Below are 26,432 nucleotides of genomic sequence, written 5' to 3'. Positions count from 1 at the left end.
GATACTTGGGCGCTATGCCAAGAAAGCGAAAAGAACCAAGACAGATGTGATTCGAGAGTTCATTAGGTCGTTGGAGAAGTAGCCTACCTAGCTGTTCGTCTTCGACTCACCGCCTTATATCCCACCGCTAAAGCATGTGGGTTTTACGGCGATTTCTATAACTGAGCATTACATGTCAAACTTCGGGCGGTTCTGAGTTCCCTAGCTTTAGGGCACAGAAGCTGGTTGAGTTTAGTTATTGAGTGCAGTCTAAGGCCGTGAAAAATGCTGTGGGCGAAGATTGAGCGTGAAGGTTGACAGAGTCGGGCGACTAACTTGTGTGAACGAACCTGAAGATGCCTAGTTTCCCAGTTTCAGCGGTACGTCGAACCTTGGCTGGTGCAACTTTCGGCCAGCTACACGATCTTCTACAGCAAATGGCTGTGGCGATCGCACCCCAAACAACTGTATCTGTGCTGACTGAAGCCATTCTTGCCTCCCTTCCAGACCCGCTGAATTCGGAGATAGCCCGGTTTGTGGTGGTGGTTTCAGAGCCATTTAGTGCGCTGCTGCTTGCCAAAACTGCGGAACCTCAGGTTAATAGTGAGTACGCGGCTGAGTCGGCTTACGAACTCGATCTAACGTTTGATCCAGAGGCGATCGCGAAGTTTTTATCCCAAATCAGCAACTGCTTTACCGCACCTTCCGATGTGGTTGGCACGCTAGAGCAACTTTGCCAGCGACTCCACCCGAATGATGCCAAAATCCAAAGTGACTTTACGTTGCAGTTGGTCGAACAACTAGCGATCGCGGCTCTACCCACTCAGGTAGACCACGGGTATCCCAATGTATCCGTTTGTCAGCCTGTAGAAGAAGCTTTGCGCCAGCAGGTAGAACAAGAACGCTTACTAAATCAGGTGATCACCCAAGTTCGCCAAAGCTTGGAGCTATCCACCATTTTAGAAACAGCAGTCCAGCAAGTTCGCCACTTTTTGCAGGCCGATCGCCTGGTTATTTATCAATTTGATGCTCATCTAGCTTCGCTAAACCCAAATCCCAACGCTCCTATCAATTCAGAGCCTTTACAAGAGCACTTGCAAAAATTGCGACCTGGCTATGGTTGCATTACCTACGAAGCCTGTGCCTCCGCTAACATTCCTTCGGTGCTGCATGTGGCAGAAGAGGAAAACTGTTTTGTCGGGATTCCGAATTGCCAAGAAAAGTATTGCCAAGGCTACACGCTAGCCGTCAATGATGTCGCTGCCACCTACGTCCTATCGCCCTGTTTGTTAGAGCTGTTGCGTCGCCACCAGATTTTGGCTAAGTTGGTGGCTCCGATTGTGGTGCAGGGACAATTGTGGGGGTTGCTGATTGCCCACCAGTGCTTTGCGCCAAGGGAGTGGCAAGACAGTGAAAAGACATTTTTGCAGCGGATTGCCGAGCACTTAGCGATCGCCATTGACCAAGCCCAGCTTTACGCCCAGTTGCAGCAGCAAAAAGAAACTCTAGAAGAGCGGGTGATTGAACGCACCCAAGAGCTACACGATGCCTTGGCTGTGGCTCAATCTGCTAGCCGCGCTAGAAACGACTTTTTGGCGACGATGAGCCATGAATTGCGAACGCCCCTAACCTGTGTGATCGGCATGTCAGCCACACTCTTGCGTTGGTCTTTCGGACACTTGAGCGATCGCCAACGGCACTATTTACAAACCATCCACGACAGCGGCGAACATCTTCTCGCCTTAATCAACGACATTTTAGACTTGTCTCAGGTAGAAGCGGGTAAAGCCACCTTAAAGATTAGTGAGTTCTCCCTCACCAGCTTAGTCAAGCAAAGCTTGCAAACGTTACAAGACAAAGCTGAGTCCAATAGTATTGAACTGGTGAGTGAGGTCGAGATTCCGGTTGCAGGCGATCGCTTTACCGCCGACCAACGGCGTCTAAAGCAAGTGCTGCTCAACCTCCTCAGTAACGCGATTAAATTCACCCCTGAAGGGGGTCGAGTCACCCTGCGAGCTTGGCTAGAGGCAGGGAAAGCAGTGTTGCAAGTGGAAGACACAGGCATTGGCATTCCAGAACACCAACGGCCTTTGCTGTTTCAAAAATTTCAGCAATTAGATACCTCTTACCAGCGTAAGTATGAAGGCACAGGACTAGGTCTGGCATTGACCAAACAATTGGTAGAACTGCATGGCGGCTGGATTGATGTAGATTCTACGGTCGAGATCGGCTCTATTTTTACAGTGCATCTGCCTGCCCAACTTCTGCCTACTGCCAGTGGCATTAATCCCACTAATGCCAACCACAGCAATTCTCAAGGGCGTATTGTTCTGATTGAAAACCACGAAGAAAGCGCTATGCTGATCTGCGATCTGCTGACGGCAGCGGGCTACCAAGTGGTGTGGCTAGTTGATGGCTCAACCGCAGTGAAGCAAATCGAAATCTTGCATCCAGTCGTCGTGGTCGCAGACATGCAACTGCCTGGGATGGATGGATACGAGGTGATGCACTATCTACGGACTTCACCTACCACTCAATCCCTGAAAATTTTAGTCCTAACCACTCACTGCCCTGATAAAGCCGATTCCCATTACTTGGAGGCAGGGGCAGACGACTGTTTAGGGAAGCCCATTGAACCGGAACAGCTGCTATATAAGGTAGCAGCCTTGATCGACTCAACCAACGTAGCCCTAACAGAAGCTCATGCTGCGGAAAACGCATCTATTCGTTAGCTGCTGCATCTGTCACCTCCATTAGAAGCTCAGACATGTCTGCGACTTTTGGCCATCTGATTCAATCTTTACGGCATGGCTTAATTGTGTCCTGCCAGGCTCCATTGGACTCGCCATTACATGAACCCAATGTGATTGCCGCGATCGCCCAAGTCATCCAAGCCGCTGAGGAATGAGGGATGAAGGATGAGGGATGAAGGATGAGGTGGCAGAAAAGCTAAACAGCTCGAAGTACTCACAGTTAGATTCGTTTGGAGGGGGTCTGGGGGACGCAACCGTCCCTCAGTGGGGGTTTGGGGGCGAGTGCCCCCAAGGCTCGGTTCCAAATAGCCCAAAAAGCTGACCCAAAAATCTAACCCAAAAACTCTCCAATCTCCTGCCGCAGCCGATAAACAATTGTATTCGGTTCAATTTGGCTCAAAATATCCTGAATCACCGTATTTGGCCCTTGTGGCCCCCAAGTACAGCCTTGCTCCAAATAAACCTGCGCCGCACGTCCGATCGCATAAGCTCCATACCCAGCTGCCGCCGCTTGCACCACCGCAACCCCAGCATAGGCAGAAAAGTTAGCAGGATTCTCGCCTGAGGCGATCGCTACAGTACTCTTGCCCAAACCCAACAAAACACCACTGCCCAGCTCACTCAGCAGCAAACTGCCAGAACTGAGCAAAATGGTTTTCCAGAGCTTTCCAGCTTCGTAGCGAGTCATTGGTAAGCCGTAGAGACGCGCCAACTCTCGAATTAGCGCTAAATCCGCCACCACGCCCCCAGCTAAATCCAAAAACGCGATCGGATTTAAGGCGATCGCCATTGCTTTATAACGAGTAAACTTCCAAATCAACGCCTCAGCTTCAGGGCTGCATAACTCGATCGTCGTTTGGGCAATCTTGGTTTCGGCTTCTCGTGCTTGCCGCAAGGCATTTAAGGCCAAGAGCGATCGCCCTTCCCGATTCAGCAGTGTTAGCAGTTTGTCTTGCAACGGCTCAATTTGGGGCGGTGGCGATTCCCACTCATAGGTGACACGACCATCGGGCCATTCTACCCGTACTTGCAACGGGGCAGGCTCAGCAGCCACCATGACAATCTCATCAGTCGAGAGCAGTTGCTGTAGACGTCGGCTGTCTCTGCTGTTAGCTCCTAGTTGCTGTAGATTTTTATAAATCGCTTGGCGATCGCGATCGGGATACAGATCAATTTTGTTGAACACCAAAAGCAGCGGTTTTTGGGTTTCTCGCAATTCGCACAGCGCTTGATATTCAGTGCGAGTAATATCCCCAGAGACTACGAATAAAATCAGATCAGCTTGGCGAGCCACATCGCGGGCCATCTTGGCGCGAGCCTGCCCTTGCACCTCATCGAGGCCAGGCGTGTCAATCAGTTCGACTTGTACCTTGCTTTTGGTGTTTGGCACCCAACGCACCGAGCGCGGCCACTGCGTTACGCCATTCAGCGGCCCCGTTTGCAAAACTTTTTGCCCTAACAGAGCATTCAATACGGCAGATTTCCCTCGACTCACCAACCCAAACGTGGCAATCCGAATCACTCCTTGGTCCAGCTTGTTCAAAGTGGCTGACAAACCTTCCAGCTCTGTTTGCAAAGCCGCTTGTAGCTCTAAATTATTAGGCAGCTTAAATTGCCGCAGTCGCTGGTTGTGGCGCGACAGAATCTCTCGCAAACTGGCTCTGGCTCGACTGAAGTGCGATTCTTGCCGGGCAGAAGGGGCAGAACTGGAAGCAGATTGAAAGTTGGTGGGGGCGTTAGGTTGAGAGGAGGGAGGATGACTCAAGGCTAGTACTGGAAAGACTGACCGCAGATCTATTCTCCTCTACTAGCTCCAATTCGTGGCTAGCTAGCTGGAGGTTGGGTAACGGTATAGATGCCAAGGGTAGGGCTGGCTCGATCGCTGCGGTTAATTGCAATGGAGGTTGCAACTGAGGCGAGGGGTTAGGCGCAAAGGACGCAAAGCGCTCTGTCACCTGCTTTACCAGAGCTTGAACAAAGCTTCTCTGCTGAGTTTGGTGGAATACGGTTTTGATCACTTGAGTCAGGCGATCGAGACTTAGGGGATTCTCGGACTCTGGGAGAATAGAGGCACTTTGCTCCTCGAAATATTCGCTTAAGCTCAATCCAGCCAAGCGAGTCAAGTAAGCAGCACTGGCACCCTGGACTCCGCCACCTGCCACATAGGTGATGGCATGGCTCTTGAGCACCGTGCCGATCGCCTGGGTCGAGAGTTCTACTAAACCTAATTTCAGCAGTAAACTAGCCATTGTCTTTGCAATAGTTTGCGCTTGCTGTAAGGAAAATTTTTGCTGATAAATGGCGCTCAGGTCTAGGACTAGCTGAGCGTTAATTGCGGTAGTGGCTAAGAGATCTAAGGCTGGTACTGGGTTGGCAAACGCTGTGGCTGCGGCAATCCATTGGTATTGCTCAATTAGCGGCAAGGCGCGATCGCGACGAACTTGATTTAGCACGGTTCGTACTTCTGTTTTCAGCGCTAATGCGCTCCGCCAAGTCGTGGCCCAAACTAATTGCTGGCTTTCCTGAGTTAGAAGCTGTTGTAACCGCTCGCAGAGCCAATTAACGTCGGGTTGGGGTTGCTCCATCCACTCCTGCACCGAACCATCTGCCTGATGTTGGCGCACTTTTAAGGGATTGGGTACTGCCGCGATCGCCATCACATCGGCACTGTTTAAGTAATCTTGAGTGCGCGTTTGTAGTTGCCTGAGCACTAGCGATCGCTCAGTGGGTAAATACTGATCTTGCTTATTCAAAACCAGGAGTAGGCGCTGATTAGCAGCAGACAGTTGTTGCACCACCTGCAACTCAGACTCAGTCAAATCGCCTGCCACCACAAAAATGACTGCATCTGCGGTTTTCGCCTCAGCGATCGTATCTACATCGAGGGTGGAAGTCTCTGCTGCGAGTAGAGCGGGTAGATCTTGCCAAGAAATAGGTTGCGACACAGCAGCCAGTCCTTGCGCTTGCAGAACCTGAACGAGGGAAGTTTTGCCAACCGCTCGCCCCCCTACCACGGCGACTCGAAGTTCTTGCCGCTCTAACTCCGGTGTCAAAGCTTGGAGTTGCGTTTCTAGCATCGGAATGCGGGCAATGGTTTCAGGACGTACCTTTTCTAAGGTGGCTACCTCGGCCTGTAACTGATGGATTCTGTCTTCAACTTCCACCAAGCTTTGTTCAACCTGTAGGCGGCTCACAGGAGATGCTGGAGCAGAAATGGGAACAATTTGAGCACTAGGTTTCTGAAAAAACCAAACACCTGCCCCTGCCGCGATCGCTCCTAGCGTGACTAAGCCGCTGACCTCTGCCAGCGAGTGCGCCATACTTTCCAGAAACCACAACCCAAAGGTAAGCCCTACTCCCCCAACCAAAACAGGTCGCCGCCACAGGACAGTCATAGAATTACAAGCGCTTGATAAAGAATTTTTTGAGGATTACTGGCCTTAGTAGTATCACTTCTGCGGCAAAAAATTCCATGTCTGACTAAAAGTGTTACCCACCAGTTCTGCAATGCCCTAGATACCCCTATTCTACGACGGAGAATTCTGCTCCATAGCTCAGGCACCTAAGGCTTCTCCGATCGAGCAATATCAATTCTTATCACAAAAAACAAAGCTCCGTAGCGATTAACTACAGAGCTTTGTTTTTATTTGGTGGCGGGGCATGGATTTGAACCATGGACCTTCGGGTTATGAGCCCGACGAGCTACCAGACTGCTCTACCCCGCGTCGGCTTTATTACTATAACCAAAAGCTTCTGAGATTGCAACCCCCAATTTCTAAATTAGGGATAATTCACCCAAAACGTCTAAACGCTTGAATGAACTCAGGGTAATAAAGCTTTCGGTTAGAGCCTCTGCGATCGCTGGAGTTACCCAACCGAGCTGCTTGAGAATGTGAATTGCGGCTGCGTACTTGGCTCGCTTCGCTCCATCGACCACCTTAATGGCTAGCCCTAAGCCTTCCCCAACTCGACCAATACACTGCACACCTTCCGCACCCGATTTGCTGACCAACTCGCCTTGAGTGAGGCGCATCACTTCGGTATCAAACTCGCCTTCTCCCGCCACCATATTCGGGTGATGGGTCATGGCTCGGACAATCCGCTCCATATCTAGGTTGTTGCCGGAAGCAAGCTGGGCATAAAGAGTAGCCATCTGCCCCAATTGCAAGAAATAAGTCGGAGCGCCACAGTCGTCTCTAGCGCCAATAAATTCCTCAGCTGGCATCCGGAGTAACTCGGCCACCTTGCCCAGAATCAATTTCTGGACTGGGTGATTGCGCTGCAAGTAATTCGACAACGGCCAGTTGCGTTGCTGACAAACCGCTAGCATCCCGGCATGTTTGCCAGAGCAGTTATATTCCAATGGGCTGCGCTTGCCTTCAGGAATCGGGCATTGTAGAGCTGATGGATCAATGTCACTGCGCCACAGGATATTAAAAGCCTGCCGCACTTGCTCAATCGTGCCCCTATGCGAGCTGCAAATAATCGCTAAATCTCGATCGGTCAGGTTATAACGCTCTAATGTGCCTGTTGTGGTTATAGATAGTGCTTGAAACGGCTTCAGTGCAGAGCGCACAAAAGTAGCGGTTTCAGCATTGCCTGCCACTGAAAGCACTCGCCCTCGGTCATCACAGGCGACGGCTTGGACGTGATGGCTGGACTCGACCAACCCTTCACGCAGTAATCTAACTTCTAGCTCAGCAGCTTGAGTTCGTTTTCCCCTAGTCATGGCTAAAACTCTGACATACTCCAGTTCCCAAGGCAAGCCTAGCTTACAGAGCTATGACACTTACAATATTTTGATTAATCTTTGTGGGGCTAATTTTCATGGCTATGTTTTGAGTTAAAGATATTGCCAAACAATGCCACCGCAGCAAAAAAGAGCGACAAGGCAACCAAAGCTGCGCTGTAGCCGCCGTAAAATCGGTTGAATTTCGTAGCTAACAATTAAGCGATCGCGTGTCAGCACCTCCGGCGGCTTGGGCCAATATTGACCGTCATACCAGCCTGACTCTTCGTAAAAAACGGTTTCGTTGAGGAGGCGATCGCGAATATAACTCCAGCCTAAATAAAGGCGAAGTAAGGCTAAAACAACAATGAGGCCCGCACCAGCCGTCCCACTCAACGCAAACTGGACCGGGTGTTTCACCCAGGAAAAGCTATAAGTTGCAACTGGCCCTACCACTAACCAACTGCAAATCCAAATCCAAAGAATCGTAGTGAGGTAGGTGTGCAAAGGTAAAGTTGCCCAACGGAAAAACCAAGACTCCTTGAGGTCTCGGTATTCATTAAGCGGCTGCTGCTCAGAAGGAACGGGACAAACAGGGGTAGAAATATCCATAGGCAACATTAGCAAGTGCAGAGGCGACCCAAGAGCCGTCTGTCCCTTTAATTTACCTAATCCTTTGGCAAGGTGGAAAATTCAATTTTTTCCGCATGGCCCCAAAAGGCTTCGAGATTATAAAATTCTCGTTGCTCTGGCATAAAGACGTGAGCAATGACCTCACCATAGTCTTGCACCATCCAGCTGCCATCGCCTTGGCCTTCGGTGCGCAGAGGGAATCGTTGGCACTCCTCCTCTACCTTATCCTCAATTGAGCGTGCGATCGCCCGTACCTGAACGCTGGAGAAACCCGTGACCAGGACAAAGTAATCTGCCAAATAAGAAACTTCAGAGACTTTGAGGATGACAATATCTCCTCCCTTACGGTCATCCGCAGCTTCAGCAATTAGCAAGGCCAGTTGTTTACTAGTATCTTCCTTCGCAACGCTGGCAACTGGAGAGGAAGCCGCCGTTGGGTAAGAACGCACTTGGAAATCGGTCATTCAGTTCTCAGTTCCTTGTGTAGTAACAGAATTTATCGGATGCGATCGTTTTAAAAACCAATTGCGCGTGAGAACAGTTCGAGGATGAATTAGCCGATGGGTATCCAGAAAATACTTCAGAGAATAATTACAGGTTAAATAAACCGCTTGATGTAAATCCTGCAAACTGCTTTGCCGCAAGGTTTCTAATTCGGGATTATCTCCCCGTCCCAGCTCCAAGCTATCTGCCAGAAAAACGACACAACTTAGCAAACCCATTCCAGGTCTACCCAGTGTGTGATCACCAATAGCTTGCAAGACTTCTTCGTCCTCAACCCCAAACTCATCTCTAGCTACGATGGCACCAACTGGCGCATGTAGTAAGTGTGGGTTTGCTGCTTCTACCGGGTCTATCTCTAAACCCTCGGCCTGAGCCATCTCTAGAAGGCGTTGGGGCTTGAAGTACTTTGCCAGATCATGCATTAACCCCGCCTCTGCCGCTTTCTCGACATCTAGACCGTGATGCTGAGCTAGTTCTATGGCAGTCTGCTCCACTCTCAAAATGTGCTTAAGCCGCGAGTCAGGCACATTTATAGCCAACCAACTTAAAACCTGTTCACGCTGGACTGCGCCTGACAAATATTTAATGTCAGAAGTGGTTGGAGAGTCAGGACGAGGACCGTGGTCCAAGGGAATAGATGATTTGATCTGCAAAATTTTTGAAAGGAGATTTATGCGATCTGCCTCTCATTTTAGCGGAATTATTTGCAGCAGCACCTCAGCTATAGGTTTAGTAAACCGTACAAAACTGCCCAGATATCACGATACCTGAGCCGAATCGAACTAGCGATTTAGAGTGCAACTTGTGTTCTAGACGCCTCAAAACGACCAGAAGCCTTAAAGATCGACTTATGACTTCTCAGCCATGAGCTCTGGTAGGACTGAAATATTAGTAGAGGATTTGGTTACGACCGTTCTAAACAAAGCTTCATACTGGTTGAGAGCTTGCTCAAAGGCATAGCGCTCAGTTGCATACTGTCTGCCTTTTTGGCCTAGCATCTCTGCTTTAGCGGGATTAGCGTGGAGTTCTAAAATTGCAGCAGCCAAGGCATCCGGGTTTTCTGGTTCCACAACAACGCCCCCACCACTTTGTTGAACCGCTCTAGCAGCCGTTCCGGTGTCAGGGACTGAGGCAATGATGGGGCGACCACTAGCCAATAGCACCTGAGTTTTGGAAGGCATATTGAAAGAGATCACGTTACTCTTTTGCACAATTAAGCCGATGTCGGCGGCTGCTAGCATTTCTGGTAATTTCTCTCGCGGTGCAAAAGGCAACAGGAGTACGTTGTCCGCTCCTCGGGCCCGACAATAATTTCGCAAGCCTTGTAGCGCTTTTTCCTCACCAACAATTACCACCGCGATTTCGGGAATGTGGCGCAGGCGGGTAGCCGCTTCTACAACTGTTTCTAGCCCTTGAGTCAGGGCGATGTTGCCAGAATAGAGAACCACAAACTTGTTTTCGAGCTGATGGGCGACTCGGAAGGCGTTGTTTTCTTTAGGCAGAGGACGGATGAAGTTGACATCAACCCAGTTGGGAATGCAAACCATCTTCTCTGGAGCTACCCCTTTAGCGGTGAGGTTGTCAACAAACCCTTCTGTAATGACGCTAATTTTGGTCGCGGTGCGATAAGCAAATTTTTCTAAAGCTGAGAAGACTCGGATCATGGTCTTACTCTTCAGCAACCCCACATGCACTGCCGCATCGGGCAAAATATCTTGCAAGTTCAGTACGACAGGACAACGGCGAATCCAGCCGAGTAAAGCCGCTGGAACACTGACTGGCAAGGGTGGAACAGTCAATAAAATGACATCAGGCCGCCAACCACGCATGGCTTGCAGGAAGCTGGTTAGGACAAAACTGCCATCGAGGAGGATGCGATCGAGTAAACCAGGTTTTGGCTTGACCCAAACAAAACTGCGTTGGATGGTAACTCCGTTTTTTTCTTCGGTGACATACCACTTCCCCTGGTATTCGTCGTAGATGCGACGTTGGGGATAGTTGGGCATACCAGTGACAACGCGAACTTCATGACCTCGTTGGACCAACCCTTCTGCCAATTCGGTCATCAGGGGGGCAATGCCGATGGGCTCTGGATGGTAGTTGTAGGAATAAATTAGAATTCGCATAGTCGTTAACTTACATCGTTCTACGGAGCTGCGAGTCCAACGCGCCTCCAGAACTTGCCCATGTTGCATAGGACTCTGGAATTTTGCTGCGTCCTCACTAGAAACTTAGCGATAGATCACAAACCGAGGAAATGTTAAAGGCGAGACTTCAGCGAATCTTTTTGTAAAATTTTGTTCATTTAAAGATCAGATGAACATTTCCTCTGGGCGCGGTCATTTTTTGAAGAGCGCTACCGAACTTAGAAATACCACAAATTTTGTCCTTGTCGGTCGTCTACAATGAGTTTTCCCTGCTAATGGCACTTTGTTAAGATGACTGCTGACACCGCCACAGCTCGCTTGGTTGAAGTCTTTTCAGCAATTCAAGGAGAAGGACTGAATGTAGGCACACGCCAACTTTTTATTCGGTTTGGCTTCTGCGATTTACGTTGCCGCTTTTGTGATAGTGCTCATACCTGGACGGCCCCTGCTACTTGCCAAATTGAGCGATCGCCCGGTTTACGAGATTTTGAAACGCATCCGAATCCAGTAACTTTACCCACTTTGTTGGCGTGGGTGCAGCGGCAAAATCAGCCAGGGTTACACGACAGCATTAGCCTGACTGGGGGCGAACCTCTGCTGCACGCGGCATTTCTAGCTGAGTTTCTGCCTCAAGTGCGCCAGCAAACGGGACTACCGATTTACCTCGAAAGTGGCGGGCATCGGCCTGAACAGTTGGCAATGATTCTGCCGTATTTAGATGCTGTGGGCATGGATGTGAAGTTGCCAAGCGTTAGCGGTGAAACCCTTTGGACAGCACACGCTGAGTTTTTGCAGCGCTGTCATGATGCCTCGGTGGAAGTATTTGTGAAGGTGATCGCTTCCCAAGCTACCAAACTAGAAGATTTGGAGCAGACAGCTCAGTTGGTTGCCGCAGTCGATCCAGCAATTCCAGTCTTTCTCCAACCTGTAACTCCCCTGGATGTGCCCCATTCACTGGGTCATGCTTTTTCGCCACCCGATCCCGATCAAGTTTTGACCTGGCAAGCTCTGATGAAGCGCTCCTTGAAACAGGTGCGAGTCATTCCTCAAACTCACAAAATGCTAGGCCAACTGTAATCTGCTACCTTTTCTCAAAAGGTTAAAACGAAGTCGAGCATTTACCCAACTCCGTTTGATTCAGATAAAAAGTCTTAACGACGTTACAAAACGATGAATCTATGGCATTTCTGGGCGGCCACCTTTCGCTTTGGCTTTCGCTTTGGCTGCACTACGCTTTAGGGCTTCCAACCGAGCTTCGTACTTGCCCCGTTGTCGCTTCTTGGGAGTTTGATCAATTAAAGCTTTGAGAGCACTACCCAAACTCTTGTAGGCATTGGGCAAGCTGTAGCCAAATCGAGTAGCGAGGGCGATCGCCTTCTCATCAGCATCAATGGCCTCTCGCACGGTGCGCTCATTATTGTTCTTCTGAAACAAGCGGTAACCTGAAACTCCACACAGCCCTAGTGCTAGCAGCAAGAGCAACCCATCTTGAACCCAAAGTTCTCCCACAGCACCACCCAGACCAATCGCCAAAGCGGCCATTTCCCAGCCATCTTTGGGAATTGTATCGTTCTGAATACGTGCTACTTCATGCCAAAACAGCAAGTTGCGTTGATCGATCGCGAGTTGTTCCCAACGAATTAAGTCAATCTGAATCTCAACTTGATCCTTGCCAATCTCTTCAGCTGTAATCAGAGGAGGGTTAACAGTTGTGGCTCCCTCCACCATGACCCAACTCTGCAGTTCAGGGGGTAGCAGGGCTTTTAAACGCCGGAGTTCGCTCATCTCGGCTCTGGTCGTGGAGGTTGCATACGATGTCATAGTCCGGGCCTTGGCAACTCGCAACAAGAAAGAATACTACTTTGGAGTATAGCTGTCTTTACATGCTAATAATTCTCTCTATCTCCGGTTAATCTAGAGTACTGAGTTAGAACGACGTAAGCGAGAATAGCTTGCTGACAGCTGGCAAATAATCATTCAGTAGGAAACATTCCTCGTTTTTTTCGGGCTTCCATGGCTCGTTCTAGGAGTCCCAAAAGTCCTGGGGCCTGCTCTTGCAACGCCAGCAGTAACCTTTCCCCTTCTTCTTCATAACCAGGGTCTTGACCAGTTTCCATCACAGCTTGCAAGCGTGGCATAGCGACTTCATCAACGATTTGCACCAACCCTGCTAGACAACGACTAAATTGTTTTTCTGTCAGCAAAGAATCTTCGAGCGGAAATTCAATAATGGCTCGAATCTCTCCATCAGAGGGATCATATTCCCACTGCAACATTTTGGTTTCCCAAGAGATGCAGAGCATAGTTTGCAAAATTGCATCTTTGTGGGGGTGGTCTTGGATGCCTGAGAGCACTTGTGGGGCAAACAGCTTAAAGAACTTACCTTCTTCGTCTAGTTGAACCACGATGACAAAGTTTTCAACATTTTCAGCCTCTACGCCTGTAACGATACGGTAGTCTGCTTCATCGATATCGTAAGTCCAACCTTTGTTGTCTAAATAGTTGGCAATCTGTTGCAACGTCGCGCCCATAGGTGCCTCATTGGTGATTCGCTAAGCAAGCAGGTGAAATCAAAATGCTTCATCCTCTGCCCTATTGAATTTATCCGAGAAGAGGTCATCAGACAAAACCCCCACTCAGGGTGGGGGCTAGGCAAAAGCATAGATCACAAGGCGGTAGATGCTGACAGACTTAGATCTTGGCTTCTTCGCGGACCAACTTATCCCAACCTAAGTCTTTCAGATTGTTGTTGCGACGCAGGGGCCGAGTCACCAGCTCTAGGATGTCACGGGAGTTGGTAAAGCCGTGGATTTGGGCGAAGGTAAACTCTACAGACCATTTGGTGTTAATGCCACGCGCTTCTAGGGGATTGGCGTGGGCCATGCCCGTAATCACCAAATCTGGTTTTAGCTCATGAATCCGTTGGATCTGGTTGTAGTTGTCAGGTTTTTCTACAATCCGTGGGTTCGGCACTCCCATGTCGCGGCAGGTTTTCTCTAGCAGAGCCAGTTCAGCTGCCTGGTAGCGCTTATCCATGTAAGGAATGCCGATCTCTGGGCAACTCATGCCGCAGCGAATTAGGAAGCGAGCTAGAGAAATTTCTAGCAAGTTGTCTCCCATAAAGAAGACAGATTTGCCGCGAATTAATTGGAGGTAATCTTCCAGGCTGGCCCAAATCTGGGCTTCCCGCTCGTCTAAGCCTTGGGGTTCAATGCCGAATACCGAGCAAATCTTTTCGAGCCAAGCCCGCGTGCCATCCGGGCCAATGGGGAAAGGAGCACCGATCAACTTGCACTTGCGACGACGCATCAAAGTGGTGGCAGTGCGGCTGAGGAAAGGATTGATCCCAGAGACATAATAGTTTTCTTCGAGTACGGGTAGCTCGGTGTAGCGCTTGGAGGGTAACCAACCACTTACTTTAATGCCTTGCTTCTTCAGTTCCAGGGTGAGTTGCGTCACCACAGGATCAGGCAATGAACCGAACAATACGAGCGGAGGATGATCGGCGTATTCCGATTGCTCAGCAGCTATTTCTTCTTTCTTACGACCAAAGTTGAGCAGTTTGGCAATAGCGTTGCGCTCATCTTTTTCGGTTTCTGTCGTTGCAGCCTTGTCTGGACAGCGCTGAGCCATTGCTGCTAGAACCGTGTCTTCCCCTTGCGTGAAGGCATAGTCCAGCCCGTTAGCACGAGCTACCACAATGGGAATCCCGATTTCTGACTCTAGCTTGGGAGCCAAGCCTTCCAGGTCCATTTTGATGATTTCGGTGGTGCAAGTGCCGATCCAAACAATCACGCTGGGGTTGCGATCGCGCTTAATCTGATCGCACAAGCGCTTAAGTTCTTCGTAGTCGTTGAGCTGAGCGGAGATGTCTCCTTCTTCCAACTCTGCCATCGCATACCGAGGCTCAGCAAAGATCATCACGCCCATCGCGTTTTGCAGGAAGTAGCCACAGGTCTTAGTGCCAATGACGAGGAAGAAGCTATCTTCAATTTTTTGGTATAGCCAAGCCACACAGCTAATCGGGCAAAAAGTGTGATAGTTACCAGTTTCACACTCAAAATCTAGGGCTTGGGGCTGAGTTTCAGCAAGGGTCATGAACGGTGTTCCTCTCCAGGGTTCTACTAATTACGTGTTGCTGATTTTTAGACCATCATCAGATCTAGTTCTTCGTCTTCCCTTTTCTGTACTGGTGCGGGGTTGAGATAGAAATCAGACAAGAGAGCAAACAGGTCGCGATCGGGAGTATCGGTGGGTACGACACCTTCTGGCTGAGCCAAAATCTGGTCGGCAATGCTGAGGTAGTAGTCGCACACATAGTTCAAGGAAGGATCAGACTCGGCCATCTCAAACAAGGTTTTGCCTTTTACGCGGGAAACCCGGATGTCTTCGATTAGGGGTAGAACTTCCAGCACGGGCATGGGCACTGTTTCAATGTACTTGTCGATCAAGTCGCGCTTGGCAGTCCGATTACCGATCAAACCAGCTAGACGCAGAGGGTGAGTTCTAGCTTTTTCCCGCACCGAAGCTGCAATCCGGTTAGCCGCGAACAGAGCATCAAAACCATTGTCGGTCACGATCAAGCAGTAGTCGGCATAGTTGAGGGGAGCCGCAAAGCCACCGCAGACTACGTCACCCAACACGTCAAACAAAATCACGTCGTACTCATCAAAGGCGTTGAGTTCTTTCAACAATTTAACGGTTTCACCCACCACGTAGCCACCACAACCCGCTCCGGCGGGAGGGCCACCTGCTTCCACGCAGTCTACGCCACCATAACCCTTGTAGATAACATCTTCTGGCCAAACATCTTCGTAGTGGTAGTCTTTGGCTTGCAGTGTGTCAATGATGGTGGGAATTAGGAAGCCCGTTAAGGTAAATGTGCTGTCATGCTTTGGGTCACAGCCAATTTGTAAAACCTTTTTACCGCGCTTGGCTAAAGCAGCTGAAATATTGCAGCTCGTTGTCGATTTGCCGATCCCGCCTTTGCCATAAACTGCTAGTTTCACGCCAATCTCTCCTATAGCTTCGTATCAAAATCTGGGGGCCGCATTGGCTGCACGGCGCTTGAGGTGACCGTGGCATGCGCTTTATCAAGTTGTTGCCTGCATTATTGTCGAACTTCCAGGGAAAAGAAAGAGGATGGAAGAATGTTTAAGGGCGTATAACGGTGCTAGGAAGAACCAGAAGTATCTTAAAGGAGATGGAATGCTTAGATTACAAATTAAAGTGATAAAAAATTATTTTCCTTGTTTTATTAAATTATTTTTATAGAATGTGGAACAAAAAATAAAATCCTATCCCTCACTAATTCTTTTTTCGAGAGGATTCAAGCTCTTTGAAATGGCGATCGCCCTAAATTAACTCCTGCCCGCATCTTGAAAGCCAAAAACAATAAAGAAGGCGATTGAGACACCTCAGACCCTTTTTATGTCTGCCCTCCCTGAGCAAAACTGGAGTCTGTCAGCGACGCCTAGTATCCGCAAGGAGTTTAGTAGGTTCACAAAGGCGATCGCTCTCTCTTATCCTTCTCTTATCCAACCTTCGAAAGGAACCAAATAAGCACATATCCTTAGCCGAAAGATGCAGAATCAGGGGATCTCAAGAGTTTTGTTAAATATGGTGAATTTTGCCCTGAGCAGCCTTAGAGCTTTATCAAACTTGACACTCCTCGGCCTAAAAGCGCGAGGGTTCTTCGTTCACAGAGCTAGCTGGAGCAAACGTCTAATATGTTCTCTCCGGACAACACTTATACGAAAATTGGGGCAAGATTGACTCACCCCAACTCATAAAAATGGCAAGGATTGTAATTACTTTTGTTCTGGGTGCTCGGCAGTAGGAGAAGGAAGAGCTAGTTGATTGATGGCAGCAATGAGTTGGTACAAACGGCCTAAATCGCGTTGATTGAAGTGCAGCGCTAAGCGGGGTAGGTCAATGGTTTCATCTGGAGCTTCTTGAGGCAAGGTTTTGCTTCTTTCGATGCGTCCTTTGACCAAAATGTCACTGAACTCTTCATTCAGCTTATCTATGTCTTTATCCATTAACTCAGACTTGAGTCGAATGATTAGCAGACTGCCGACATAGCGGCTGGAATGAAACACCCGGTAGAAACTCGCGATCGCTTCGCAAGCCACATCCAAGTCATCAGTAATGGTATATAAGCTAGGATCTTCCGGGCTAATCAACCCTCGTTTTAGTAATTGCTTTTCAATATATTCCGCCCAGTTCCGCCAATAATCCCCTCCAGGGCGATCGATCAACACAAGAGGTACAGGAGCAGATTTACCCGTCTGACTCAGCGTTAAAGACTCAAAAGCTTCATCTTGCGTTCCAAAACCACCTGGAAATAGCGCCAGAGCATCGCTCTCCTTTAAGAACACAAGTTTACGGGTGAAGAAATACTTAAAAAAAACCAGCTTGGGATCGCCTTGGATGAAAGGGTTGGCCCCTTGCTCAAAAGGTAAGTGAATGTTGAGACCAAAAGACTGCCCTGCTCCCGCGCCTTCATTCCCTGCTTGCATGATGCCACCACCCGCTCCAGTGATCACCATGAAACCTTGCTCCGTGATGCGACGCGCAAACTCAGCTGCCATCCGATACTCAACACTGTCGGGTTGAATGCGAGCAGACCCAAACATAGAAATTTTGCGGACGTGACGGTAAGGATAGAAAGCTTTAAAGGCTCGCTCCATATCCTGTAGAGAAGCAGTCACAATCTTCCAATCTAAGCGGTTTACTTCGCCCTCGGCCATCCGCAAAATAGTTACCAAAGCTTGCTGAATTAACTCTCCCTGCTCATGGGTGGGCAGACGATTAATTAATTCAGTCACATTGGTTTGGAGCGATGCAAGCTCGTTGAAAGACGATGAGGAGGCCATGGATGCTTCTAAACTGGCGGCATTCTATTCTACCGAGATTCATGGAGTATTGGTGCCACCGAATCACAAGCTGGGGATAGCGGGGATCAATGCGGGGATAAGCATTGAGCAAAATGCAATTAAAAAGCGCTTCGGCATTTGCATCCCAAGCGCTGATATTCAGGAGAAGGCTTAAGTTTTAAGACATTACAGAAGACAAAGCTCTGAAAACTAAGCTAATGAATGAATTAAGACCTGAAATACAAAAGATTGATTTCTCAAGAAAATGGTTCGACCCTATTTAGCTTAAAGATACTTTTCTAAAGTGTTAGCTAGAGTGGTCTTCGGTACAGCACCCACTACCATATCAACTCGCTGTCCTCCCTTAAAAATCATCAGCGTTGGGATGCTGCGGATACCGTATTGGCTAGCAACGCTGGGATTCTCGTCAGTATTAACTTTGACGACCTTGATTTGCCCATCGTACTGTTGGGCGATCTCGTCAACAACAGGTGCAACCATCCGACAGGGACCGCACCAGGGAGCCCAAAAATCAACTAAAACTGGAACTTCACTTTCAAGCACTTCTTGCTTAAAACTAGAATCCGTCACTTGTGCAGCTGCTGACATGCTCGGAAATCCTTGCCTACGTTGTTTTCCAAAATTTTATCATAGACAAAACAGTCACCTTTGGTCTTAAAGCTTATACATTTAGGTAGAAATTCTTGGACTGCAACTCCCAGAAAATCCCCCTTTAAAATTAGGAACCGCCCGAACAATAGTCCAGGCGGAGTGTGGTGTGAGGAGTGAACGGAAACATGCGTCTCCGCTACTTTCTATTGTAAGCGACAGCTTTAGTTTTTCCAGGGTTCCTGGGTAGAGACCGGAAAAGTTTTAAGGATTTATTTGGGAAGTTAATTTACTTACCCATTCCAAGCTGTTGCGCCTTTTGATAAACCTTGCCTTCGGTTAACAAGGAAGGGGCAATCACGACTTCAACTTGCTGCATTTCCTTGATGTTTTTAGCGCCTAAGGTACCCATACTGGTTTGCAAAGCGCCTAGGAAGTTGTGAGTGCCATCGTCGAGTTGGGCAGGGCCACGGAGAATTTGCTCTAGCGTGCCTGTGGTACCGACTCGAATCCGGGTTCCGCGTGGCAGAACGGGGCTAGGAGTCGCCATCCCCCAGTGGAAACCCCGACCTGGTGCTTCGGCGGAGCGAGCAAAGGGAGAACCAATCATGACACCGTCCGCGCCGCAAGCAATACACTTACAGATATCGCCACCTGTGACGAGTCCACCATCGGCAATGACGGGAACATAGTTGCCAGTTTCTTGATAGTAGTCGTCCCGTGCTGCGGCACAGTCGGCGATCGCGGTGACTTGAGGCACACCCACGCCAAGCACCCCACGAGAAGTACAAGCAGCACCTGGGCCAATGCCAACTAGCACGCCTGCTGCCCCTGCCTTCATCAGGTTTAGGGCTACTTCATAGGTGACACAGTTGCCCAGAATCACTGGCATAGGCATTTCTTGGCAGAACCGAGCCAGATCCAGCGGCACAATTGACTCTGGAGACAGGTGGGCTGTAGAAACAACCGTTGCTTGAATAAAGAACAGATCAGCGCCTGCTTTGGCCACAATCGCCCCAAACTTGGCAGCTCCGACGGGAGTAGCACTGACCGCAGCAATACCACCTTGGCTCTTGATTTCCTGAATTCGCTGCTCAATCAGCTCTGGTTTGATCGGCTCTGCGTAAAGCTCTTGCATCAAGGGAACAAACTCAGTGGTTCCCACCGACGCGATTCTATCCAGAATGGGGTTGGGGTCGGCATAGCGGGTTTGAATGCCCTCTAGGTTCAATACACCCAACGCTCCCAACTGAGATAGGAGCACAGCCATTTTGACATCCACTACTCCATCCATTGCACTCGCAATGATGGGAATTTGCCGTTCGATGCCACCAATCTTCCAGCTCGTATCGGCCAAGCTCGGATCAAGCGTCCGCTGACCGGGAACCAACGCAATTTCGTCGAATCCGTATGCTCTGCGAGCTGTTTTGCCCCGCCCAAGTTGAATTTCCACGCTTCTAATTCTTCACAAGACCATTTGGACTAGACTACCAAATTTGGGTGAAGGATGGGTCTTGTCAGCGTTAAGGATTTAGTTTTTTTCAGTTAAAGTTGCGGCGATCGCCTAATTTCCGTGGTTTCTCCGGGAAAGCACTAAGCGGTTTTTAGTTTAACCCTGGATGATCTATTTCTTTGTCAAAAACAAAAGAACTTAACGATCAGCTTGCTGCTCAGAATGCTCAATCTTTAGAAGATTAATCTTGATAGCCCTAGCTTGTGGGCGATCGCACTAAGGGATCGGCTCGTTACAATAGAGGCATAGGGTTCCGACGATTCGGACTCGCGAAGCTTAAAATTATTTAATTAATTCCAGTCACCCACTCGTTGAGACTCGGCACGCAGACTTTGATTCAATCTGAAACTTTAGACCTTTTAGAATGGCCGCGCCTGTGTCAGCATCTATCAACCTTTGCTGCCACTAAGTTAGGGGCGATCGCAGCACGGCACCTCACCATTCCCACCACATTAGATGAAAGCTTAGGGCTGCTCGTCCAAACCCAAGAAGTTTATCAACTAGAAAGCCGCCTCACATCGGGGCTGTCGTTTGAGGGTATCAGTGATATTGGCGAGGCTCTAGAACGGGCAGAGCGGCAAGGACTATTAACAGGGGAAGAGCTATTTGCGATCGCCACCACTTTATCAGGGGCTCGTAACCTCCGCCGCGTCATCGATAACCAAACAGACGTGCCTGTCTTAACTGAGCTAGTGGCAGAACTGCGAACCTATCCAGAATTAGAACAAGAAATTCATCGCTGCATTGACGAGCGCGGTAAGGTGATGGATCGAGCTAGCCCCAAGCTGGGCGAAATTCGGGAGCAACAAAAGCAGGTGCGCGATCGCGTCTATCAAATGTTGCAAAACATTCTGCAACGCCAATCAAATGCGGTGCAGGAGCAATTAATTACGCAGCGGAGCGATCGCTTTGTGCTTCCAGTCAAAGCACCCCAGAAAGACGCGATTCCGGGCATTATTCATGACACTTCTATGAGTGGGGCGACGCTGTATGTCGAGCCTCATTCCACGGTGCAGTTGAATAACCAGTTGCGGCAATTGCTGCGACGAGAACAGGCGGAAGAAGAAGCGGTGCGCCAAGTGCTGACCACTCAGGTTGCTGAAGTTAAGGCAGATTTGGAACGGTTGTTGGCGATCGCGACCACGCTCGACTTAGCCACAGCCCGCGCCCGCTACAGTTTATGGTTGCAAGCCAACCCACCCCGCTTTGTCGATCGAGAGGCAGGAGAAAATGTCACCCTGCGAAACTTGCGCCATCCGCTCCTGGTTTGGCAACAACAGCACGAACAAGGGCGAGCCGTAGTCCCTATTGATTTAATGATTCGGCCCCAGATTCGTGTCGTCGCCATCACTGGCCCCAACACGGGCGGTAAGACAGTAACCCTGAAAACTTTGGGCTTGGCGGCTTTGATGGCAAAGGTGGGGCTGTTTATCCCGGCTCGCGAACCTGTGGAAATTCCCTGGTTTGACCAAGTTTTGACTGACATTGGCGATGAGCAGTCGATTGAGCAAAACCTTTCGACCTTTTCGGGGCACATTCGCCGCATTAGTCGCATCCTTGAGGCGATGACGGGGCGATCGCTGGTACTGCTTGATGAGGTGGGCGCAGGCACCGACCCTTCGGAAGGCAGTGCTTTGGCTGTGGCTTTATTAAAGTACTTGGCAGATCAGGCTCAATTGGCGATCGCTACCACTCACTTTGGCGAACTCAAAGCCCTGAAATACCAGGACGAGCGGTTTGAAAATGCTGCCGTTGAGTTTGATGACGTATCGCTCTCACCAACGTACCGTCTGCTTTGGGGCATTCCTGGTCGCTCCAATGCCTTGACGATCGCGCGTCGCCTCGGTTTGAAAGCAGAAATCACTACCCAGGCACAGCAATATGTTGGTGGTGCATCCGAAGAAGTGAATGAGGTGATTGCAGGTCTAGAGGCACAGCGCCGACAACAAGAAACTAAAGCTCAAGAAGCCTCACAACTGCTGGAGCAAGCGGAACGATTACATCGACAAGTTTCGCAAAAAGCGACGGCACTCCAGGATCGGGAGCGGGATTTGCAATTGGCGCAAGAACGAGCGGTACAAGATGCGATCGCCCAAGCCAAAGGGGAAATCGCCCAGGTGATTCGGCAGTTGCAGCAAGGCCCGATGACCGCCCAGGAAGCCCAAAAAGCGACTAATGCGCTCAACGAGATTGCGGGTCGTCGTCTACCCTCAAAGCAGAAACCAGTCCCCCCGAAACCTGCTTTTCGTCCGCAAGTGGGCGATCGCATCCGGATTCCCCGCTTAGGTCAGACCGCTGAAGTTCTCAATGGTCCCGATGATGATGGAGAACTGACGGTGCGGTTTGGCTTAATGAAAATGACGGTGAAGCTTCAGGATGTCGAATCGCTGGATGGGCAAAAGCCCGAAATAGTAGCCAAGCCCAAGCCAGCGCCAGAACCTCCCCCGGTAGAGAGCAAGCCTGCTCCAGTCATTCGCACTTCGCGCAATACGGTAGACATTCGTGGGAGCCGAGTAGCGGACTCAGAAACTACCTTGGAGGAAGCGATTAGAGAGGCTCAAGCTCAAGGAACAGTGTGGATTATTCATGGTCATGGCACCGGACGCTTACGCCAAGGCGTGCATGAATTTTTGAAGCACCATCCGCAAGTGGAGCGTTTTGAGCTGGCTGAGCAAGCGGAAGGAGGCTCTGGGGTGACGGTGGCCTATCTGAAGTAACTGCAATAATCCGATCCTTGGGGGCACTTGCCCCAAACCCCCGCTGAGAGACGGTTGCGTCCCCCAGACCCCCTCCAAACGAGTTTAACTGTAGGCGTTTCGAGTTGCGAAGCTTTTGGGTGGGTTGAATGGTTGGCTGCGGAGGTAGAAGGTTACGAATTACGAAATGGTATCATTTGCCCGCCCCATCAGTTGCGCGATCGCCTGGATCAGCTGATCAGGCTCAATCGGCTTTGTCATATGCTGTTGGAACCCGGCTGCTAGCACTTGTTGTTGGTTAGTCTCGCCTGCATAGGCAGTCAGGGCGATCGCAGGAATGGTGCCGCTTTGCTGGGGGGGCAGCGATCGCACCTGGCGAATCAACATATAACCATCGACCTGCGGCATGCCAATATCACTCAAAAGCAGATCGAGGGACATTTGGCTCAGGGTTTGTAGCGCCGCTGCCGCAGAATCAACCTTGACGACTGTAGCTCCAGACTGCTCCAAGATGAAGCTCATGACTTCTCGTGTATCCGTATCATCATCTACTAGCAAAATCTTTAAATTTTTCAGGACAGGTTCAGAGCCAAGAAACTTGGGCCTCGTAGGCAAGGGGGCATGCTGGCCGACTTCCTCCTGCCAAATCGGTAAACGGACCACAAAAGTGGCTCCTTGGTTTTCTCCAGCACTTGCCGCTTGAATCGCCCCACCATGCAGCTCTATCAAGTTCCGAGCGATCGCCAAGCCCAACCCTAAGCCGCCGAAAAGGCGAGTGGTGGTGCTATCCGCTTGGCGAAAGTAATCAAAGATATAAGCTAGAAATTCTGGGGCAATACCTCTACCCGTATCACTCACCCGAATTTGAGCTTGCTGAGCGACTTGCTCCAGCTTCACTTCTACACGTCCGCCTGGGGGAGTGAACTTCACCGCATTGGAGAGCAGATTCCAAATGACCTGTTGCAGTCGGTTTTGATCACCTAAGACTTGGCCCACCGTGCCATCCAAGAGAGTGTGAATCTGAATCGACTTAGCTTCTGCGGCCAACCGGACTGTCTCGATCGCGGCGTTAATCACAGCAGCTAAGCTGACCGGATGAGCACTCAGAGTCAGCTTGCCTTGCAAAATTCGAGAAACATCCAGCAAATCTTCAATGAGCTGAGTTTGCAGCTTGGCATTACGCTCAATCGTCTCCAATGCTGAGGCCGCTTTGGCAGGTTCTAGCTTGCCACCTCTCAACAACTTGACCCAACCCAAAATGGGGTTAAGTGGGGTGCGTAATTCGTGGGACAGCACAGCCAGAAATTCATCTTTGATCCGGTTAGCTGCTTCCGCTTCTGCCCGTAGGCTTTTCTGCTCCTGATATAGCTCCGTTGTCCCAATGGCTGAGGCAGATAAGTTGGCCAGCGCCATTCCCACCCGAACTTCCGTGGGACTAAATTGGTGGGGTTGGTGATAGTAAAACACCAAAGTTCCAGAGGTTTCGCCATGAATTTTTAGCGGCAATACCAGAAGCGCCAGAATCCCTTCTTGGCGATAGCTTGCCTTGCGAATTTCTAGGAGGGGTGATTGCTCTACATCCTCAATCACATAAGGCTGGTCTGGCATGGACGGTGTAGCGGTCGTCACTTGAATTACAGATTGTTGATACGCCTCCGACAGACCCGCCGCTGAAACGACTTGCCATTTATTGAGGGAGGGCAGGAAGCGCCAAACTGCATAGGCATCTGCGGCAATCAAACTGCAAGATAGATTTAGAATCTTGGGCAGCAGAACGTTGAGTTCTAGAGAACTAATTAGAGTACTGGATGCTTCAACCAACAACGTTAACTTCTGCTCGACGCTTTGCTGAAGCCGCAGTGCCTCTTCCCGCTGCTGGAGGGCTGCTTGAGCGGCTTGGTAGAGACGAGCGTTGTCTACGGCGATCGCTGCCCGCTGCGCCAAATCTTCTGCCAAAACCAAATCAACTCTTTCATAGCGCTGCTCAGATTCAGCCGTGGCAAAGGTAATGACACCCAACACGCGATCGCGAGCAATCAGCGGCACCACCATTGAGGACTGACAACCCAAACTACGCAACAGCTTTAAATGAACCGCATCTTGGGCATAGGCAACCAAAATCTCTTCGGAGATCTGAGGAATTAGCTCTGAAGCCCCAGTCCGCACAGCATGGGCAGGACCGACAAGGGCGTGAGGCGGGGGTGGATAATGCTGGTTTAATTCCCACGCTTGAGCCACCTTAGCGGGATCGAGATGAACTACGGCCAAGCGTTGCAACGTCCCATCTGGACTCAAGACATCCACAAAACACCAATCCGCGATCGTTGGAACGGCGAGTTGGGCCACACTATTTAATGTCGCTTCATAGTCGAGAGAACTGGCTAGAACTCGGCTTGCTTCCGCTAAAAATGCGGCCCGTCGCTCTGCCGATTCGGCCACCGTCCGGGCTGCCTGCTCTCGCACTAGGAGCTGCTGTCCCTCAGCTTTTGCCTGTTGCAGTGCTTGGGTGCGTTGGCTCAATACTTCCAGCTCATCATTACGCTGGCGTAGTGCTGCTATCTCACAGAGGAGTTGCTCTCTAGTTTTGTCTTCATCTCTCATCTGATTAGCAAGCACTCAACCATGAGGCGACTTCGGGCCAAGTAATGCACGAGTAATGCAACAAAGAGCGTGAAAAAGTTAGCCATCTATATTCAAGTTATAAAAGCACTCCTCATGACTGGAACGCAATTCATATCAGATTCTTTAGACTTATGCTTTGGGCTTAGGCAGGCGATCGCTTCTGGCATTTGCTGAGGTTGCTCCTACAGACATGGTATGACTGGCCTCCCTTCACCGTTCATACTTTGTAATTCTCTGGGCAAGAGCAATGTACCTTCTGATAGACGGCGCTTCTACCTAGGCACCGTAGGATTCATTTCAAAAGGATATTGATGTCGCCCTATAGATCGCGTCGCTGTTTTCTTTGACCAGAACTAGCAGAGCTTAACTAGAATCACGAGGAGATTGGTATGCAACGAATTCTTGCCGCAGTTGGACAGTTTATTCGCAGTAGTCTGGTGGTGATTGGGTTGGTTGGTGTACTGAGCCTATCTAGCCTGATCATTTCGCAAGCTAGCTACGCTGACAACGCGAACGTGCCTAACTTTAAAGTCAACCAAGTCAACCCATCTAAGGCAGAAAAGCAGTCGGTGGAAACACGGGAACAAGCTTATAACAACGCCACAAGACTTGCTAAAGACCCAAATGGTCTAGAGCAAGAATACGAAAAGAACTTCAAATCTTACGAAGAGAAACACCCTGATGCGGGCATCGTAAAAGGGGCAAAAAATCTAATCGAAAAAGTTACGGGCAACGATTAGAAGTCACTGTTGGATTCCTGGCTTGAGCGGATGTGCTCACGGCTACGGCAGAACTTAATGGCTAGATTTTGCCAACCTATACAACTTCAACCGCTGGCCTAAATCCTTATAAATGGCTTGTTTTTCCCATCTAAACCTAAAAATTAGATGGGTTTTTCTTATGTATAAAGTGACTTCTCCCGACTGACTCTACGAGTACAGCGCGGGCTTCTCAGGATCGCTCTTGAGACTTTCGAGCTTCATAGCCAGTTGTCTAGATATTGTTTCCAATACCCCCGATACCTCGGCTCCACTCGCAATTTGAATACCCGATAGACCACGGGCTTTTATGACTTGACCACTAGCAATATCTCTTGGCTTGACCGACCCGCACTCATGGCACACGTAAATTCTCACGCTCAAATCTTTCTTTGTTCTGGCTCCACAGTCAGGGCAAGTTTGAGATGTGCCATTGGGGTCAACCTTGCCGGAGTAGACCCCGCGCTTGAAGCATACCCAAGGTAAAACTTGATTCACAAACTGCCCCAGTCCAGCGTCCAGAGTATGCTTGCCCAGCATCCCTTTTGCCATGATGCGGAAATCCAGATCTTCGACAAAAATCATCTGAGCTTGATCGCACAAATGATGAG

Annotated in this window: 21 protein-coding genes, 1 tRNA gene and 1 pseudogene; 6 read left to right on the top strand and 17 right to left on the bottom strand. The window is 49.8% G+C overall.

Going from position 1 to position 26,432, the window contains the following annotated elements; translation table 11 throughout:
* Nucleotides 1–335 precede the first annotated feature (335 nt).
* Together KME12_25215 and KME12_25210 are read left to right on the top strand one after the other, a co-directional pair.
* Nucleotides 336–2,711 (top strand): GAF domain-containing protein, encoded by a 2,376-nt coding sequence (locus KME12_25215; protein ID MBW4491074.1) that lies wholly within the window; start codon nt 336–338, stop codon nt 2,709–2,711.
* Nucleotides 2,712–2,746: 35 nt separating this feature from the next.
* Nucleotides 2,747–2,860: pseudogene (locus tag KME12_25210) on the top strand (acetylmannosamine-6-phosphate 2-epimerase).
* A 203-nt stretch (nt 2,861–3,063) separates the two neighbouring features.
* On the opposite strand, the gene KME12_25205 reads toward KME12_25210, so the two are convergent.
* From KME12_25205 to KME12_25170, 8 genes are all read right to left on the bottom strand, one after another.
* Entirely contained in the window at nt 3,064–4,497 is a 1,434-nt protein-coding gene (locus KME12_25205; GenBank protein MBW4491073.1) for a GTP-binding protein, read from the bottom strand.
* Nucleotides 4,469–6,127 carry a DUF697 domain-containing protein gene (locus KME12_25200; protein ID MBW4491072.1) on the bottom strand — a complete coding sequence of 553 codons (1,659 nt, stop codon included), beginning with the start codon at nt 6,125–6,127 and terminating at the stop codon, nt 4,469–4,471. The genes KME12_25205 and KME12_25200 overlap by 29 nt, the downstream gene beginning before the upstream one ends.
* A gap of 253 nt (nt 6,128–6,380) precedes the next feature.
* Nucleotides 6,381–6,457: transfer RNA gene (locus KME12_25195), tRNA-Met, on the bottom strand.
* Nucleotides 6,458–6,507: 50 nt separating this feature from the next.
* A complete protein-coding gene (locus KME12_25190) occupies nt 6,508–7,461 on the bottom strand; it encodes an asparaginase (GenBank protein ID MBW4491071.1) in 954 nt (317 codons plus the stop codon).
* A 114-nt stretch (nt 7,462–7,575) separates the two neighbouring features.
* The gene (locus tag KME12_25185) at nt 7,576–8,073 is read right to left on the bottom strand and encodes a CGLD27 family protein (protein MBW4491070.1); all 498 of its coding nucleotides are present in this window, start codon (nt 8,071–8,073) and stop codon (nt 7,576–7,578) included.
* Between the two features lie 56 nt (nt 8,074–8,129).
* Entirely contained in the window at nt 8,130–8,558 is a 429-nt protein-coding gene (gene rsfS, locus KME12_25180) for a ribosome silencing factor (GenBank protein MBW4491069.1), read from the bottom strand.
* Nucleotides 8,559–9,176 carry a bis(5'-nucleosyl)-tetraphosphatase (symmetrical) YqeK gene (gene yqeK / locus KME12_25175; protein ID MBW4491068.1) on the bottom strand — a complete coding sequence of 206 codons (618 nt, stop codon included), beginning with the start codon at nt 9,174–9,176 and terminating at the stop codon, nt 8,559–8,561.
* A 270-nt stretch (nt 9,177–9,446) separates the two neighbouring features.
* Complete coding sequence (locus tag KME12_25170) at nt 9,447–10,724, bottom strand: glycosyltransferase family 4 protein (protein ID MBW4491067.1); 1,278 nt, start codon at nt 10,722–10,724, stop codon at nt 9,447–9,449.
* Between the two features lie 312 nt (nt 10,725–11,036).
* Between KME12_25170 and KME12_25165 the strand changes: the two genes are divergently transcribed.
* A complete protein-coding gene (locus KME12_25165) occupies nt 11,037–11,822 on the top strand; it encodes a 7-carboxy-7-deazaguanine synthase QueE (protein ID MBW4491066.1) in 786 nt (261 codons plus the stop codon).
* A 99-nt stretch (nt 11,823–11,921) separates the two neighbouring features.
* Here the strand turns inward: KME12_25165 and KME12_25160 are convergent, their stop codons facing one another.
* The 5 genes from KME12_25160 to KME12_25140 all read right to left on the bottom strand — a co-directional run bounded on the left by KME12_25160 (nt 11,922) and on the right by KME12_25140 (nt 17,623).
* Nucleotides 11,922–12,566 carry a DUF3318 domain-containing protein gene (locus KME12_25160; GenBank protein MBW4491065.1) on the bottom strand — a complete coding sequence of 215 codons (645 nt, stop codon included), beginning with the start codon at nt 12,564–12,566 and terminating at the stop codon, nt 11,922–11,924.
* A gap of 152 nt (nt 12,567–12,718) precedes the next feature.
* Nucleotides 12,719–13,276, bottom strand: coding sequence for a hypothetical protein (locus KME12_25155; GenBank protein MBW4491064.1), 558 nt, complete (start codon nt 13,274–13,276; stop codon nt 12,719–12,721).
* A gap of 160 nt (nt 13,277–13,436) precedes the next feature.
* Nucleotides 13,437–14,843 carry a ferredoxin:protochlorophyllide reductase (ATP-dependent) subunit N gene (locus KME12_25150; GenBank protein ID MBW4491063.1) on the bottom strand — a complete coding sequence of 469 codons (1,407 nt, stop codon included), beginning with the start codon at nt 14,841–14,843 and terminating at the stop codon, nt 13,437–13,439.
* Between the two features lie 47 nt (nt 14,844–14,890).
* Nucleotides 14,891–15,754, bottom strand: coding sequence for a ferredoxin:protochlorophyllide reductase (ATP-dependent) iron-sulfur ATP-binding protein (bchL, locus tag KME12_25145; GenBank protein ID MBW4491062.1), 864 nt, complete (start codon nt 15,752–15,754; stop codon nt 14,891–14,893).
* Nucleotides 15,755–16,555: 801 nt separating this feature from the next.
* Entirely contained in the window at nt 16,556–17,623 is a 1,068-nt protein-coding gene (locus KME12_25140) for an LOG family protein (protein ID MBW4491061.1), read from the bottom strand.
* On the opposite strand from KME12_25140, the gene KME12_25135 reads away from it, so the two are divergent.
* The gene (locus tag KME12_25135; protein MBW4491060.1) at nt 17,622–17,798 is read left to right on the top strand and encodes a hypothetical protein; all 177 of its coding nucleotides are present in this window, start codon (nt 17,622–17,624) and stop codon (nt 17,796–17,798) included. The two genes, KME12_25140 and KME12_25135, sit on opposite strands and share 2 nt — an antisense overlap.
* A 110-nt stretch (nt 17,799–17,908) precedes the next feature.
* On the opposite strand, the gene trxA is transcribed toward KME12_25135, so the two are convergent.
* Nucleotides 17,909–18,232, bottom strand: coding sequence for a thioredoxin (trxA, locus tag KME12_25130; GenBank protein MBW4491059.1), 324 nt, complete (start codon nt 18,230–18,232; stop codon nt 17,909–17,911).
* Nucleotides 18,233–18,521: 289 nt separating this feature from the next.
* Entirely contained in the window at nt 18,522–19,685 is a 1,164-nt protein-coding gene (locus tag KME12_25125) for a GuaB3 family IMP dehydrogenase-related protein (protein MBW4491058.1), read from the bottom strand.
* A gap of 392 nt (nt 19,686–20,077) precedes the next feature.
* On the opposite strand from KME12_25125, the gene KME12_25120 reads away from it, so the two are divergent.
* Complete coding sequence (locus KME12_25120) at nt 20,078–22,462, top strand: endonuclease MutS2 (protein MBW4491057.1); 2,385 nt, start codon at nt 20,078–20,080, stop codon at nt 22,460–22,462.
* A gap of 159 nt (nt 22,463–22,621) precedes the next feature.
* Here KME12_25120 and KME12_25115 read toward each other — a convergent pair whose 3' ends face one another.
* Nucleotides 22,622–25,042: a response regulator gene (locus KME12_25115; GenBank protein ID MBW4491056.1), complete on the bottom strand. Its 2,421-nt coding sequence runs from the start codon at nt 25,040–25,042 to the stop codon at nt 22,622–22,624.
* 410 nt (nt 25,043–25,452) lie between these two features.
* Here KME12_25115 and KME12_25110 point away from each other — a divergent pair, with 410 nt between their 5' ends.
* Nucleotides 25,453–25,803 carry a hypothetical protein gene (locus KME12_25110; GenBank protein ID MBW4491055.1) on the top strand — a complete coding sequence of 117 codons (351 nt, stop codon included), beginning with the start codon at nt 25,453–25,455 and terminating at the stop codon, nt 25,801–25,803.
* 189 nt (nt 25,804–25,992) lie between these two features.
* Here KME12_25110 and KME12_25105 read toward each other — a convergent pair.
* A partial coding sequence (locus KME12_25105; protein MBW4491054.1) for a transposase occupies nt 25,993–26,432 on the bottom strand: 440 nt, incomplete at its 5' end.

The sequence above is a fragment of the Trichocoleus desertorum ATA4-8-CV12 genome, from assembly GCA_019358975.1.
GTDB classification, from domain to species: Bacteria; Cyanobacteriota; Cyanobacteriia; order FACHB-46; family FACHB-46; genus Trichocoleus; species Trichocoleus desertorum_A.
The sequence above is the reverse complement of the archived record's forward strand: the minus strand, read 5'-3'. Positions and strand labels throughout refer to the sequence as shown.